The 12,691-nt window shown below is 60.4% G+C and carries 13 protein-coding genes and 1 pseudogene; 2 read left to right on the plus strand and 12 right to left on the minus strand.

The window, feature by feature from the left end; all coding sequences use genetic code 11:
- Positions 1 to 28: 28 nt before the first annotated feature.
- The 6 genes and pseudogenes from AC0V2S_RS23395 to AC0V2S_RS23420 all read right to left on the minus strand — a co-directional run bounded on the left by AC0V2S_RS23395 (position 29) and on the right by AC0V2S_RS23420 (position 4,363).
- Positions 29 to 712 (minus strand): SphA family protein, encoded by a 684-nt coding sequence (locus AC0V2S_RS23395; RefSeq protein WP_475511845.1) that lies wholly within the window; start codon positions 710 to 712, stop codon positions 29 to 31.
- Positions 622 to 936: pseudogene (locus tag AC0V2S_RS23400) on the minus strand (SphA family protein); the annotation flags it as partial. The pseudogene AC0V2S_RS23400 and the gene AC0V2S_RS23395, both read right to left, overlap by 91 nt.
- Before the next feature lie 112 nt (positions 937 to 1,048).
- Positions 1,049 to 1,924, minus strand: a complete 876-nt coding sequence (locus tag AC0V2S_RS23405; RefSeq protein WP_475511800.1) for a fumarylacetoacetate hydrolase family protein — start codon at positions 1,922 to 1,924, stop codon at positions 1,049 to 1,051.
- The gene (locus tag AC0V2S_RS23410; protein ID WP_475511801.1) at positions 1,921 to 2,526 is read right to left on the minus strand and encodes a VOC family protein; all 606 of its coding nucleotides are present in this window, start codon (positions 2,524 to 2,526) and stop codon (positions 1,921 to 1,923) included. The genes AC0V2S_RS23405 and AC0V2S_RS23410 overlap by 4 nt, the downstream gene beginning before the upstream one ends.
- 40 nt (positions 2,527 to 2,566) lie before the next feature.
- The gene (locus tag AC0V2S_RS23415; protein WP_475511802.1) at positions 2,567 to 3,073 is read right to left on the minus strand and encodes a flavin reductase family protein; all 507 of its coding nucleotides are present in this window, start codon (positions 3,071 to 3,073) and stop codon (positions 2,567 to 2,569) included.
- A gap of 60 nt (positions 3,074 to 3,133) precedes the next feature.
- Positions 3,134 to 4,363 (minus strand): acyl-CoA dehydrogenase family protein, encoded by a 1,230-nt coding sequence (locus tag AC0V2S_RS23420; protein ID WP_475511803.1) that lies wholly within the window; start codon positions 4,361 to 4,363, stop codon positions 3,134 to 3,136.
- Between the two features lie 473 nt (positions 4,364 to 4,836).
- On the opposite strand from AC0V2S_RS23420, the gene AC0V2S_RS23425 reads away from it, so the two are divergent.
- Positions 4,837 to 5,580 carry a TetR/AcrR family transcriptional regulator gene (locus tag AC0V2S_RS23425; protein ID WP_475511804.1) on the plus strand — a complete coding sequence of 248 codons (744 nt, stop codon included), beginning with the start codon at positions 4,837 to 4,839 and terminating at the stop codon, positions 5,578 to 5,580.
- Between the two features lie 40 nt (positions 5,581 to 5,620).
- On the opposite strand, the gene AC0V2S_RS23430 is transcribed toward AC0V2S_RS23425, so the two are convergent.
- From AC0V2S_RS23430 to AC0V2S_RS23450, 5 genes are all read right to left on the minus strand, one after another.
- Complete coding sequence (locus AC0V2S_RS23430; protein WP_475511805.1) at positions 5,621 to 6,862, minus strand: MFS transporter; 1,242 nt, start codon at positions 6,860 to 6,862, stop codon at positions 5,621 to 5,623.
- Positions 6,859 to 7,188 carry a hypothetical protein gene (locus tag AC0V2S_RS23435; protein WP_475511806.1) on the minus strand — a complete coding sequence of 110 codons (330 nt, stop codon included), beginning with the start codon at positions 7,186 to 7,188 and terminating at the stop codon, positions 6,859 to 6,861. The genes AC0V2S_RS23430 and AC0V2S_RS23435 overlap by 4 nt, the downstream gene beginning before the upstream one ends.
- Positions 7,189 to 7,234: 46 nt before the next feature.
- Entirely contained in the window at positions 7,235 to 7,684 is a 450-nt protein-coding gene (locus AC0V2S_RS23440; RefSeq protein WP_475511807.1) for a MarR family winged helix-turn-helix transcriptional regulator, read from the minus strand.
- 153 nt (positions 7,685 to 7,837) lie between these two features.
- Positions 7,838 to 9,541 carry a thiamine pyrophosphate-binding protein gene (locus AC0V2S_RS23445; RefSeq protein ID WP_475511808.1) on the minus strand — a complete coding sequence of 568 codons (1,704 nt, stop codon included), beginning with the start codon at positions 9,539 to 9,541 and terminating at the stop codon, positions 7,838 to 7,840.
- Positions 9,542 to 9,608: 67 nt separating this feature from the next.
- Positions 9,609 to 11,057: an aldehyde dehydrogenase family protein gene (locus AC0V2S_RS23450; RefSeq protein ID WP_475511809.1), complete on the minus strand. Its 1,449-nt coding sequence runs from the start codon at positions 11,055 to 11,057 to the stop codon at positions 9,609 to 9,611.
- Between the two features lie 139 nt (positions 11,058 to 11,196).
- On the opposite strand from AC0V2S_RS23450, the gene AC0V2S_RS23455 reads away from it, so the two are divergent.
- Complete coding sequence (locus AC0V2S_RS23455) at positions 11,197 to 11,805, plus strand: TetR/AcrR family transcriptional regulator (RefSeq protein WP_475511810.1); 609 nt, start codon at positions 11,197 to 11,199, stop codon at positions 11,803 to 11,805.
- A 4-nt stretch (positions 11,806 to 11,809) separates the two neighbouring features.
- On the opposite strand, the gene AC0V2S_RS23460 is transcribed toward AC0V2S_RS23455, so the two are convergent.
- A complete protein-coding gene (locus AC0V2S_RS23460; RefSeq protein WP_475511811.1) occupies positions 11,810 to 12,640 on the minus strand; it encodes an SDR family NAD(P)-dependent oxidoreductase in 831 nt (276 codons plus the stop codon).
- Positions 12,641 to 12,691 lie beyond the last annotated feature (51 nt).

Consider the following 12,691-nt stretch of genomic DNA (forward strand, 5'->3'; position numbering starts at 1 on the left):
TAACGTTTATTTAATTGAGTACACTCAACTAAAGCGGAAAGGCAAACTGAAACCACACCCGATCTCCCTCGGGACGGTTCTCCACATCAAACTCATGTTGCCATTTCAATGCAACTGCAACGCCGGGGCTTATTGTGTAGCGAACTTGCGGACCAATCGCCGAACCTTGCCCACGGAAGCCGTCCAACACGGTATCGCCGTTTATTTCGTCATCGGTAAACTGCTTGGAGTAAAAGCCCTGCACGCCCACTTGCCACTTATCATCAAACGAATACCCCACCATCCAGTCGAAGGTGGCCGAGTTGCCGGAGCGATAGTCCGTGTCATGGTTTTCAGCGTTGATTTCGGCGGTCAGGCCGGTGGAGACCTCGACGTTGGGCGTCGCGAACCAGGTGTTCTGCCAGCTAGGCATCCAGGTGTAATGATTGAGGCCAGTGTTGGCGATGCTGTTCTTGTTGTACTCCCCGGTGGGCAGCAGTACATCCAACGGCGCAAAAAAGCCGAATACATTGTGCGCGTCGTTGGTATAACCCAAGAACAGCGAGTGAACGATAACATCGCCCTGCGCGGTGTTGTGCTCATGATTCCCGGCAATAGCGTTATTGATGTAGCCAGCGGCAATACCACACCAGAAGCTGCCGTAAACGGCCCAATCGGCGTTTCCCAGGTATGCACTATTCTCGATGCATTCACAATTACGTGCGCCCGAAATGCCGGCACCGAACTATCACCGTGCTCATCGTTAAACTGCCCGGCGTGATAGACCAGAAAATAATCGTAGTAATACGTTTGACCCGGCGCCGGAAGCAACCCGTTCAATACCGTATTTACACCCACGGGGTAACTTGACTGACCATTTTCGCTCGCATACGTTAGCGGCGCCACGCCCAGCATCATTGCAATTACCGCATTAATTGCAGCATTGGATTTGCACATAACATATTTACCTTTTGTTTTTATTTTAATAAGTCGTGCTTGGGGAAGTTGTTATCGCAGGTTTACCAAACCGTTTGCGCAGGCCGGCCGGGGCCGGCCCACATAAACGGTTTCACAGGTGTTGAAGGGTGGGTTCAGGACGCACGATGTTTTCAATGGTGCCGAGCTCGTCGATCTCCACCCGCACCCGGTCGCCGTTGAGCAGAAAACGGGGCGGTTTGAAACCGCCACCAATGCCGCCGGGGGTGCCGGTGAAAATCACGTCACCGGGTTCCAGGGTCATGACCTTGGAGAGGTGCACGATTTGCTGGTAGCAGTCGAAGATCAGTTGGTCGGTGTTGGAGTCCTGGCGCTTCTCGTCGTTGACGAAGCAGCGGATCGCCAACTGGTGCGGATCGTCCACGGCATCGCGGGTGACGATCCACGGGCCGAACGGTGCATGGGTGTCGAACGACTTGCCGAGCACAAACTGCGAAGTCTTCAGTTGCCAATCGCGCACGCTGACATCGTTGCCCACGCAGTAGCCGAAGATCGCTTCCCGGGCGGTTTCCGCCGTCAGGTGCCGGCAGCGTTTGCCCACGATGAACACCAGCTCGGCCTCGTAATCCAGCGCCTCGGAAACCCGTGGCAAATCAATCGGCGCGAACGGACCGCTGGCCGAGGTAGTCATCTTGGCAAACCACAGCTGGTCGGCCGGCATGTCCATGCCGGACTCTTCCACGTGGTCGACATAGTTCAAGCCGATGCCAAGAATCTTGCCGGGGCGCGGTACAGGGGCCAGCAGAGTGACCTGGTCCAGCGGAATGCCTTGCGCTCCGCTTTTGGCTAACTGTTGCAGTGGCTCGATCCAGCCCGACCATTCGGTAATCAGGCCAATCATGGTGCGCGGTGCCGCGCTCAGGTGATCGGCGATGCGAATCACCCGGTCACCCAACACCAATCCCACGGCCGCAACGCCGGTTTGAACCCGGAAGGTACAGAGCTTCATTTCAATCCCCCATCAATTGGACCCAACGCTTGGCCAGTGGCGCATGCGCCCAACGCGCACAATTCCTCGTTGCTGGCGCCGCTGCGCCATAGGGCGACCAGGGCGTCGGCGTCGAACTCGGTGCCGATGGGATTGTTAGCGAACGTTTCACTGTGGAAAAACGCTGCCGCGTCGGCCTGCTCGACGAAGTTGTCGACCTGCAGTTCCACCAGGTTGCGTTCTGGGTCGCGGTAGTAAAACGAGGTGGTTGGGCCATGGTTGATGGTCCATACCGGCTTGATGCCGTGCGTGTTCAACCGGTCGTAGGTGCTGAGCAATTCACCGATGTTTTTGTAGCTGTACGCCACGTGGTGCACACCGGCCATTTCGTCCACCTGCTCCGGCAACCCCGGCATGTTGAAGAAGGCCAGGCGGTGGTGTTCTTCGTCGTAGGCGAGGAAGGTCAGCACCTCGTCCTCAAATACCAGTTCGGCTTGAAACAAGGCCTTGTACCACTCGACAGACGCCTGGCGATGGGCACAGCGCATCACGATATGGGCCATCTTGAACGGCACGATCCGTTCGACGGCACTGGCTTGTGGTTGAGCTTGAATACTGTTCATGCGGTTCTCCTTATTGTTCTAGTTGCAGGCAGGCGATAGCTCACCAGCATTCCGCGCAGCCGCTCCACTCGGCACTCGGTGCCCGAGCATGAACTTGGTGATAACGGCCGCTGAAAAACAGCAGCGGCTTGCGTTGGGCACCGAGGCGCACGTGTTCGATTTCGCCGATGTACAGCAGGTGATCGCCGGCCGGATGGATATCCACCGTGCGCGCCACCAAGTGCACCAAGCTGCCGTCCAGCAAAGGGGTGTCCTCGTGGAATGAGAACGGCAGGTCGATGCCCTCCTCCGGCCGTCCACCAAAATGCGCGCTCAGCGACTTCTGGCTGTCGGCCAGGAAGTTGATGCCGTAGCACACGCCTTTTTTTACCCACTCGTTGAAGCGCGACTGGTTGCGGATCGAGATCAGCACCAGCGGCGGGTCGAGTGATACCGACATGAATGCGTTGGCCGTCATGCCGGCCGGCTGACCGTCGGCGACAAATGTCACCACCGTCACGCCAGTGGCGAACTGGCCCATCACCGACCGTAGAAGTTTGGGATCCATCACGAATTCCCCTCGCGGTGAGCGCCACTGTGGGATGGCGCGTTAAGTGGCATACGGCGCTTAAACCAGCGGCGTAACGGTGTTTTCCACGCCTAGCAGCGCCTTGCCGTACAGCTCGTTGCCCACCGCTGGCAATGCCACGGCATGTCGCGCTGCGGTGTTGGAATCGCGCCACCAGCGTTGCATCGGGCTGGTTTCCGAGAAGCTGCCGGCGCCGTGGGCGGACAGCAGGATGTTGATGGCGTCGGTGATATGGGTATTGACCAGGCCCACGTCGGCGCGGATGCGTGCACGGGTAACGAGGTCCAGCTTCACGCCGGAGCGGCCCGCTTCATCGATCTGGTCGCAGGCGCGGAATGCGCGCAATTCGGCGCTATCGACTTTCAAGGCGGCGTCAGCGATTTGCGCCTGGAACATCACCGAATCGGTCTGTTTTTCGAACGAGGTGTACGTCACCGCGCGGCGCGACGCGTTGGCGATGGTGTACTTGAGTGCAGCGCGCCCAAGCCCCAGTTGCGGGCCATTCAGAATCACCGCTGCAAAGGGTACGAACAGCGGACGGTAGGCGGTTTCGTCTTTGAATTCGGTGGCGTACTCGCCTTCGATTGCCTGGGCCATGTTCAATAGTCGGTGGTCCGGCACAAACACCTCATCGGCCACGATGCAGTTACTGCCCGAGGCACGCATGCCGGCAGTGAACCAGGTGTCGTCGATGCTGTAGTCACTGCGCGGCATCAGCGCCAAGTACTGCGCCACAACGCAGCCATTGGCGTCACGCTCCTCAGCACCGACCACGGCCCAATCGGCGTGCAGGCTGCCTGATGACGAATACCACTTGCCAGACACCACCAGGCCACCGTCTACCCGGCGGGTGGTGGGTGATGCGTTGAACACGCCGGCAACACGCGCATCCGGGTTAGCGCCGAACACTTCGTCCTGCGCCTTTTCGCTGAAGAGCCCGGTGAACCAGGCGCAAACGTTGGTCAGTGCCACCACCCAGGCGGTGCCGCCGCAGCCCTCGGCCAGCGCTGCCGACACTTCCAGGTGAGAACGCAACGTGCCTTCGAAGCCGCCATAGCGCTTGGGCACCATCAAGCGGAACAAGCCGGCTTCGCGCACGGCCTCAATGTTTTCTTCGCAGGCACGGCGGTGCTTTTCCGACTCGCCCGCGTTTTTCAACAGCAAGGGCTGCAACGCCTCGGCGCGCTTGACCAATTCCTGCAAGGTTGGACGGTGACCTTCGACCGGAAAAACACCCACTTCGGAGAACAGCTTGGCTTCTTTCATCATCTTGTTTCCACTTATCATAATGACGATACTGTCATCTATTTTCAAACGGCGAATTAATCCCACCCGACGCAACGCGCAGGTGCAGGAGAAATCGTTAACGTATGGAGATGTTCAGCTAGCCGCAGGCCTTCGCGGTCACGGGCTTGGGATTTTCACAGAACGCAGGTGTTCGGGAAGAAACCGGAGGAGTGGAACCCAAAAGACAAGGCAGCGCTTGGCGATGCGATGCAACGTATTGGTAGGTCCAGAGGGCACGGCGGGACATGTTTCGTCTCCTAATTATTTTTATGACGACTACAGTGTATTTGGAGTTTCAGATGAAACACTTTTGTCATTACGACAATGATGTTCAATGTAGGACAACACTCCTACGTAAGCAATAGCTTGCACGTGGATTTTTTATGGCTGGCAGACCACCGGTTTCTTCCGCCACAATGACAAATGTCACCGCCAACAAAGGCCGTTGAAACGTAATGGATAAAGAAAAGGTCGTTTCCGACCATCGACCGAAGATGGCCGAAAAGAAACGCTTGATGATGCGCACCAAGCTGCTGGACGCTGCGATGCGCGTGTTCGCCGAACAACGCACGCCGGCGCCGGTGATTGATGATGTGATTCGTGAAGCGAAGGTGTCGCGCGGCACGTTCTATCGTTACTTCACATCGCTGGATCAGGTACTGGTCGCCCTGGGCCAGGACCTCAACAACCAGATGACCACCGATATCCTGCCGGTCTACGACATCCTTACCGAGCCGTGGCAGCGCTTTTGCGTCGGCTATCGCCTGTTTCTGGTACGCGCCCTGCTCGACCGCAAATGGGCCGGCTTCGTCACCCGTGCCGACGCCTGGCCGCATCAGGCGCTGGTTGCCGAATACATGACCAAAGACCTGTACAGCGGCCGCGACCAGAATCAGTTTGTATTCGGCAACATCGATGCCACCACAGATTTTCTGATGGGCGCCTCTGCGCACGCCATTCAGGCCATTCTGCTGGGCACCGAAAACATCAACGAGTATGTGGACAGCAGCGTACGTATGGCGCTGATGAGCGTGGGCTGCAGCCCGCAGTTGAGCCAGGACGGCGTGGAGTTTTCCCTCGCCTATTTGCAGACCTGGGCATCAGGCGAAACCGGCGCCGCACGCCCGGTATGGGCGTTGAATATGCAATCCAAAGACGGCCGCGACTTTCTGGCACATACCGCGACCACACTGGGCTAGACAGGTCTCGGTCTCTAACTTGGAGCAAGTGGAGCCAGGTTTATTTTTCGACGCTAATCTTCGCGATGGGCTGCTTTTCACGGGTCATAAAATAAACCGCCACACCGGCCGCCGCGATCCCAGCTGCCGCACCCACACCGAGTGCCCAGCGCGGTCCGAGATGGTCGGCCACCCAACCCACAATCGGCGCACCAATCGGTGTGCAGCCCAGGGCAATGCCTACACGCAATGCCATCACCCGGCCGCGCATTGCGGGCTCGGTGGTGAGCTGCATGAGGGCACTGGTCGTGTTGCTGAAGGTCAAGGCGCCCACGCCAATGACCACCAGTGCGCCGGCGAATACCCAGTAGCTCGGCGCGAGCGCGGCCAGGGTGCAGCCGAGGCCGAACACGGCGGCACCGATCAGCAGTGAGCTGAATCCTGGCCGGGCGCGACCGGCGGCAAGCAGCGCGCCGGCGGTGGTGCCGATGGCCATGATCGAGGACAGAAGGCCATAGCCGCGTACATCCGTGTGGAAAACGCTGACTGCCATGGTCGAGATAAAGATCGGGAAATTCATGCCGAACGTGCCGATCAAAAACAGCATGATCAGCATCACCTTGAGGTCCGGCCGAGCCGCCACATAACGCAACCCTTCGCTGAGACTGCCCTTGGTGCGTTGCGCCCGCAGGTTCGGGTTCAGCTCAGAAACCCGCAGCAGAAATAGCGAGGCCAGCACCGCAAAAAAGCTGGCGCCGTTGAGCAGAAATGCCCAGCCGGTGCCCACCGAGGCGATGGTCAGACCGGCCACTGCCGGGCCAATCATCCGCGCCAGATTGAATGAGGTCGAGTTGAGCGCGACCGCGTTTGACAGGTCCGCCTCGCCGACCAGTTCGGCCACGAACACTTGCCGTACGGGAGCGTCGAAGGCCGACGCGCAGCCGGACAGAAAGGCGAACACATACACATGCCAAAGCTGGACGCTGCCGGTAATGGTGAGCAGGCCCAGCGCCACCGCCAGAACGCCCATGACGCATTGCGTGGCCATCAGCAGTTTGCGCTGGTTGTAGTGATCTGCCGCAAAACCGGTCCAGGGCAGCAGCAACAGCTGAGGGCCGAACTGCAACGCCATCACCATGCCGACCGCTGCGGCGTTGTGCGGCGTGAGCTGGGTCAGCACCAGCCAGTCCTGGGCCGTGCGTTGCATCCACGTGCCCACGTTCGAGACCAGTGCGCCGCCCGCCCAGATGCGGTAATTGCGGCTCCTCAGCGAACGGAAGACGCCAGTGGCCGCACGACTCACGAAGAGACCGAAGTGTTGCCGCCATTGAAGCGGCCGAAATGACGCGCCAAAAAAAGGCTCAACACCAGGCCGCCGAGCGCAAAGGCGATGGCATCAGGGGTGCGGTTCAGGTCGAAATCACCGACCCGGTAGATGAGCACGTAGCCAACCAACAGATTGAAAAACCCCCAGAGCACGTTCACGGTCGATGAGGACAGGCCCTGCCCTCTCCGCTTGACGAATGGCGTCTGGAACGGTTTGCCCATCAAGCCGCTGACCACATGCGGCACGGCGTTGGCGAGAAACACGCCAGCGAAGAAATAAGACGTGAGGTGAAGCCATTGCATGTTCAAGCTCCCGTTGGTTCAGCAAATTGATGGCGCATCGACGGCTTCAGAAGTCCGCGAGCCGCTGCAGCAGTTTTACCGCCGCGGCGAGTTCGTCTTGCTCCTCGGGGGACAGTTGCACCTGCAAGGCATGCAGCAGCCAATCGTCTTTGGCGGCGCGGCTTTCTTTGAGTTTTTTGCGAAACACAGGCGTCAGCTCGATAAGGGTTTGCCGCCCATCAGCGGGATCTGGTTGTCCCCTGACAGCCTTCATCGTCTCCAGCCCGGCCACCGTGATGCGCATCGACTGCGGGCGAACACTTTCGGCGCGGGCCAGCGCGGATACCGTGGCCGGCCCGTCCCGATCCAGGCGCAGCAGCACCGACTTTTGTCCGGACGTGAAGTCATGCGGATGGGTTTGCTCGCGCAGTCGCCGCATCAGCTTGCTCACGGAAATGCGCAGTTCAGCGGCCAGGGCGGCAGCTTGAGTATCGGAAGTATCGGATGGCGTGGTCATGGGCAGACACTAACATGAGCACAGAAAAACTGTACAGTCTTACTGTATTGATTTCCACAAACCGCTTGATCGGGCAAAAAAAAGCCGCCCTCAAGGGGCGGCCCACGTCTCAGGCATCCTGCCCTCGACTAACTCACCAGCGCATTACCAACCTCAATAACCGCGTTCGCCGTACCACGACATAAACTCCTCAATCCCCGGCATTTCCGACGCATTGGCGGCGCCGTCGATGACTACTTGCACCACCGCCGGACGGCTGCTGTCCAGCGCACGCTGCACGGCGCCGGCAATGTCTTCGGCACGGTCGACAAACTCGCCATAGGCACCAAAGCCTTCGGCAATTTTGTCCAGGCGCAGCTGTTTGCCCCAGTGCGCTTCGGTCTCGGCCGAGTCCATACCAAACGCGTTGCGGTACACCGCCACTTCCAGGCCCCAGGCGTAATCGCAACCGACGATGCACACGATCGGCAGGTTTTTGCGCACGGCGGTTTCCAGCTCGGAGATGTGGAATTGGAATGCCGAGTCGCCGGACATGAGCACTACGCGGCGGCTGTCGCCGACGGCCAGTTGCGCGCCGATGGCGTGGGGCAAGCCGGTGCCCAGGTGGCCGAAGTTTTGGCACCACATGGCATCGCGGGCACGCAGTTGGCTGTAGGCCGAGGCGAAGATGGCGAAGGAGCCGCCGTCACGCACCATCACGGTGTTTTCCGGCAACAGGCGGGTGGCTTCCACCACCAGATGGCCGGGGTGAATGGGCTGCGAGCGGGTGGGAATGTTGTCGACCATAATGCCGCGCACTTTCTGCGCCAGGGCGGCGAGCTCCGGCAGCTTGGCCGAAGGCTGGCGATTGAGGGCACGAATCGGTGCGATCAGTTGTGGCACCACGTCGCGCAAGTCGCCCACCAACGGCACGTCGATGGGCCGGTTTACGCCGATGGCCAGCGCATCACGTTCGATGTAGATCCACTTGCGATTTACCTGGCCTTTTTCCCAATGCCGACCGGTGCCGTAATGCACCGGCTCGCCGATTTCGGTGCCGATGGCGATCACCAGGTCGGCGGCTGCCACGGCGGTGGTACCCGAAGGGGTCGGGTAGGGAAAACATTGGTTGTCGAGCCCGGGCAATACCGCGCCGGCGCCGGGTGTGGTGACGACGGGGCAACCCAGGGCTTTGGCCAATTCGGCAACGGCTTCATGGGCGCGGCTAACGAGTACGCCCTGCCCCACCAACAGGATGGGCGACTGCGCCTGTTTGACCAGTTCGAGCGCCGCTTCGATGCCCTGCGCCGATGCGCCCTGGTGTACCAAACGGTACTGCTCGGGGCGGGCTACCGGGGTTTGTTTGAGCTGCGATTCCAGCACGTTCATCGGGTACTCGATGTACACCGGGCCTGGCGTGCCGGACAGCGCACGGCGGAAGGCTTCGTGAAAAATCTCGTCCACCTGTTCGGCGAATTCGATGATGCCGACGTACTTCATGGCCTCTTCAAAGTACTTGGGCTGACGGGTGTACTGGAACTGGCCTTTGCGTACTTTTTGGTCGAACACGCGTTCGCGCTGGCCGGCGATAAAGAGGGTCGGCACGTTTTCTTTGGCGGCGCAGATGGCGGCGGCGGCCAGGTTGGCGACGCCCGGGCCTTGGTTGCCGACTACTACCGACGGCAGGCCGGTCATGCGCCAGTGGGCGTCGGCCATAAAGGCGCCGGCTTGTTCGTGGTGCGGGGCGATCACGCGCCAGCCGCGGGCGGCGGCGGCATTGAACAGGCCGATAAAGCTTGGATCGGGAATGCCGAACAGGGTTTTCATCCCTTCGGCTTCCATCAGGTCAAGCATTCTGTCGTGTACGAAATAGGTCATGGCGTTCAACTACCTTGGGGCGATTAAAGTCAGCGCAGCGCGCTATTCAGAAGAAGTGGATGGCCGCTCAGCCTTCGCCGAGCGCGCCGGCGATCAGGGCATCTACCGTGGCGCCATAAGGCGCGAACATGGCGGCGACAAGGTCGTTGCTGCCGCGCTCGACCACCGAACGCAGGTTGGAAAATTCGAGGAAACCCTCGTAGCCGTGGTGGCGACCGGAGCCGCTTTTGCCCACGCCACCAAACGGCAGGGTCGGCACGGCCGCGTGCAAGGCCGCCGCGTTCACGCAGGCGCCGCCCGAGGTGGTGCGCGCCAGTACCTGCTCGGCCACCAGCGGCGTGTCGGTGAAGATGTACACGCCCAACGGGCGGTCGTTGGCGTTGATATAGGCGATGGCCTCATCAAGCGCGCGGTAGGTTTTTACCGGCAGAATCGGACCGAAGATTTCATTGCGCATCAGCGCCATGTCGTCGGTCACATCCAGCACCAGGTAGAACGGCATACGCCGCGCGGCGCGGTCCAGCGGGCCGCCGATTTCCACGATCTGCGCGCCCTTGGCACGGGCGTCATCGAGGTAGCCTTGCAGGCGGTCGAGGTGCCGTTCGTTGATGATGCCGGTGGTGTCCGGGTGGCTGGCGTAGTTGGGCAAGTTGTTAGCAAACAGCTGCTCGACCATCGACACAAACTGCGCCCGCGCCGCTTCGGGCAACAGCACGTAATCCACCGTCACGCACATCTGGCCGTTCTTGATGGTTTTACAGCCGATGATCTGCTCGACCGTGGCGGCATTCAGGCCATCGGCAGCAATCAGCGCTGGGCATTTGCCGCCCAGTTCCAGGGTGACCGGCACCAGGTTGTGCGCCGCCGCCACCGCAACCGAGCGGCCGACTTGGGTGCTGCCGGTGTACATCAGGTGGTCCCATTCCAGCGTCGGGAAATGCTTGGCCAGTTCCAGGCCACCGGCTACGGCGGCAACCTGTTCAGGGTCGAACGTGGCGCGGACCATTTCCAGCGTCAGTTCGCTGCAAGCGGGCGTCAGGTCCGAGGGTTTAATAATGGCGCGGTTGCCGGCGGCGAGCATTTCCACCACCGGGCCAAAGCCGATATCAAAGGGGAAATTCCATGGCGCCATATTGCCGATCACGCCTTTGGGCTGCGGCAGCACATAGGCCTTGGCCGTGCCGTACAAGGCCGGTTCCATCGTGCGTTGCTGGGCCTTCATCCACTCGCCGAGGTTTTCCGCCACGTACTGCACGCGCCCCGCTACGCCCAGGCATTCCACCAGGTCGGCGAACTGCGTGGGATGCGCGCCAAAGTCGGCGGCCAAGGCTTGCTGAATGCGCTGGCGGTTGTTCACCATCATGCCGGCAAACGCGCCGAGCAACTCCAGACGCTGGTTCAGGCCGGGCTGGGGGTCGCGCAAAAAGGCAGTTTTTTGCAGGGTAAAAACCTGCTGCAGTTCGGCAATCGCCTGCTCATCGGAGCCGGCGAGCGTGTCGCGTTCGATAAAAGCCATGTAGACGTCTCCTGATTATTCTTGTGACGGTTAACACTGCTGGTGGAGCAAATTCATGTGCGTGGTTATGATGCGCCGCGCCACTAAACCTCTAGGGTGAATACCTTAGACCCTGCGATCCTTGCGTAGCGGAACCCCCATGAAGCGTCAGAGCACCCGCGATAAAATCCTGGTCACTTGCCGAAAGCTGTTCAACGGCAAAACTGTAGCTGCCGTGACCACCGCTGCCATCGCCGAGGCGGTGGGCATCAACGAAGGCAACCTGTACTACTACTTCAAAAAGAAGAGCGACGTGGTCACCGCGCTCTTCGAGCAATTCGCCGCTAAACAACTGCTCATCGCTGAAAAAGATCAAAGCCTGCGCCACTGGTTCGAGCTGATGTGGGAGTGGCGGTTTTTCTACCGCGACACCACCGCCATCCTCGCCATGGACCCCAGCCTGCGCGCCCGCCTGCAACAGCTGGCCGACCAGGTGCAAAGCCGCGGCCGCCTCAAACTGCTGGAGATGATCGAGCTCGGCCACCTCAACGCCAGCGAGGCCGAGCTGGATGTGCTGCTGGAAAACTGCTGGATCATTTCCACTTACTGGATTGAGTACCTGCACTCGCGCCACGGCATTACCCGTGTGACCAAAAAACACCTCGACTGGGGCTACCGGCAGATGGCGTCGTTGTTTCAGCCCTACCTGGTCGCCACCCCGCATGCCCAGAGCGGCAGCGGTTTTCTGCCGCTACCGGAACCTGCGTAGGCGGTTATTGCGGCCCGGATACCTTTTCCATCCGGCTGCGCATCAGGCGTTGCATAAAGGTCGGCGACAGTCGCTGCAGCAGCCAACCCACCCACACTTCATTGCGTGGCGTGGTGCAGAAGAGCTTGTCGTTGAGCACGTCTTCGAGCACGTCCAGCGCCACCCGATCCGGCGAGGTGCCCTTGGTGGCGTAGTGCTGCGTGGCCTGCTCCTGCCGCGCGGTGGCCGTGGCGCCGCGCATGGTGGTGTTTTTGATGATGTCCGTGTTAATCGTGCCCGGGCAGAGAATGGTCACCCCCACCGAGGTGCCATGCAGTTCAGCCGCCAGCGATTGCGACAGGCCCACCACGGCATGTTTGGAGGCGCAATACGGCGCCGCGCGCGGCATCGGAATCAGGCCGGCGCCGGAGGCGGTGTTGACGATGCGGCATGGGCCGGCCTGTTTAAGCATGCGGGGCAGGAAGGCGTGAATGCCGTGCACCACGCCCATCACATTGACTTTCAGCACCCAGTTCCAATCGGCCAGTTCAGTGTCCACGAACAACCCGGAATGGCCGACGCCGGCGTTGTTGAACACCAGGTCCACGCGCCCTTCGCGGATAAAGACTTCGTCGGCAAAGTTCTGCACGGCCGCCGCATCACTGACATCCAACGCATACGCGCTGGCGCCGGTGAGTTCATTGGCGACGGCTTCGGCGGCCTGCAGGTTGATATCCACGCAATACACCCGCGCGCCGTTGGCACTCAATAACGTGGCGATGGCCCGGCCAATGCCGGCGCCCGCGCCGGTGACCACGGCGACTTTATTGTTGTAGTAATGAGCAAGCTTGGACACGGCGACGACGCTCCTGCTCCACCGCGGCGAGAGCGATGCGGTGGCGTGGAA

Source organism: Pseudomonas sp. CC11G (assembly GCF_056174845.1).

What these genes read in the sequence shown, in the direction of transcription:
- AC0V2S_RS23405 (WP_475511800.1), bottom strand. Translation starts at nt 1,924, where the DNA reads ATGAAGCTCTGTACCTTCCGGGTTCAAACCGGCGTTGCGGCCGTGGGA.
- AC0V2S_RS23410 (WP_475511801.1), bottom strand. Translation starts at nt 2,526, where the DNA reads ATGAACAGTATTCAAGCTCAACCACAAGCCAGTGCCGTCGAACGGATC.
- AC0V2S_RS23415 (WP_475511802.1), bottom strand. Translation starts at nt 3,073, where the DNA reads ATGGATCCCAAACTTCTACGGTCGGTGATGGGCCAGTTCGCCACTGGC.
- AC0V2S_RS23420 (WP_475511803.1), bottom strand. Translation starts at nt 4,363, where the DNA reads ATGATGAAAGAAGCCAAGCTGTTCTCCGAAGTGGGTGTTTTTCCGGTC.
- AC0V2S_RS23425 (WP_475511804.1), top strand. Translation starts at nt 4,837, where the DNA reads ATGGATAAAGAAAAGGTCGTTTCCGACCATCGACCGAAGATGGCCGAA.
- AC0V2S_RS23435 (WP_475511806.1), bottom strand. Translation starts at nt 7,188, where the DNA reads ATGCAATGGCTTCACCTCACGTCTTATTTCTTCGCTGGCGTGTTTCTC.
- AC0V2S_RS23440 (WP_475511807.1), bottom strand. Translation starts at nt 7,684, where the DNA reads ATGACCACGCCATCCGATACTTCCGATACTCAAGCTGCCGCCCTGGCC.
- AC0V2S_RS23445 (WP_475511808.1), bottom strand. Translation starts at nt 9,541, where the DNA reads ATGACCTATTTCGTACACGACAGAATGCTTGACCTGATGGAAGCCGAA.
- AC0V2S_RS23450 (WP_475511809.1), bottom strand. Translation starts at nt 11,057, where the DNA reads ATGGCTTTTATCGAACGCGACACGCTCGCCGGCTCCGATGAGCAGGCG.
- AC0V2S_RS23455 (WP_475511810.1), top strand. Translation starts at nt 11,197, where the DNA reads ATGAAGCGTCAGAGCACCCGCGATAAAATCCTGGTCACTTGCCGAAAG.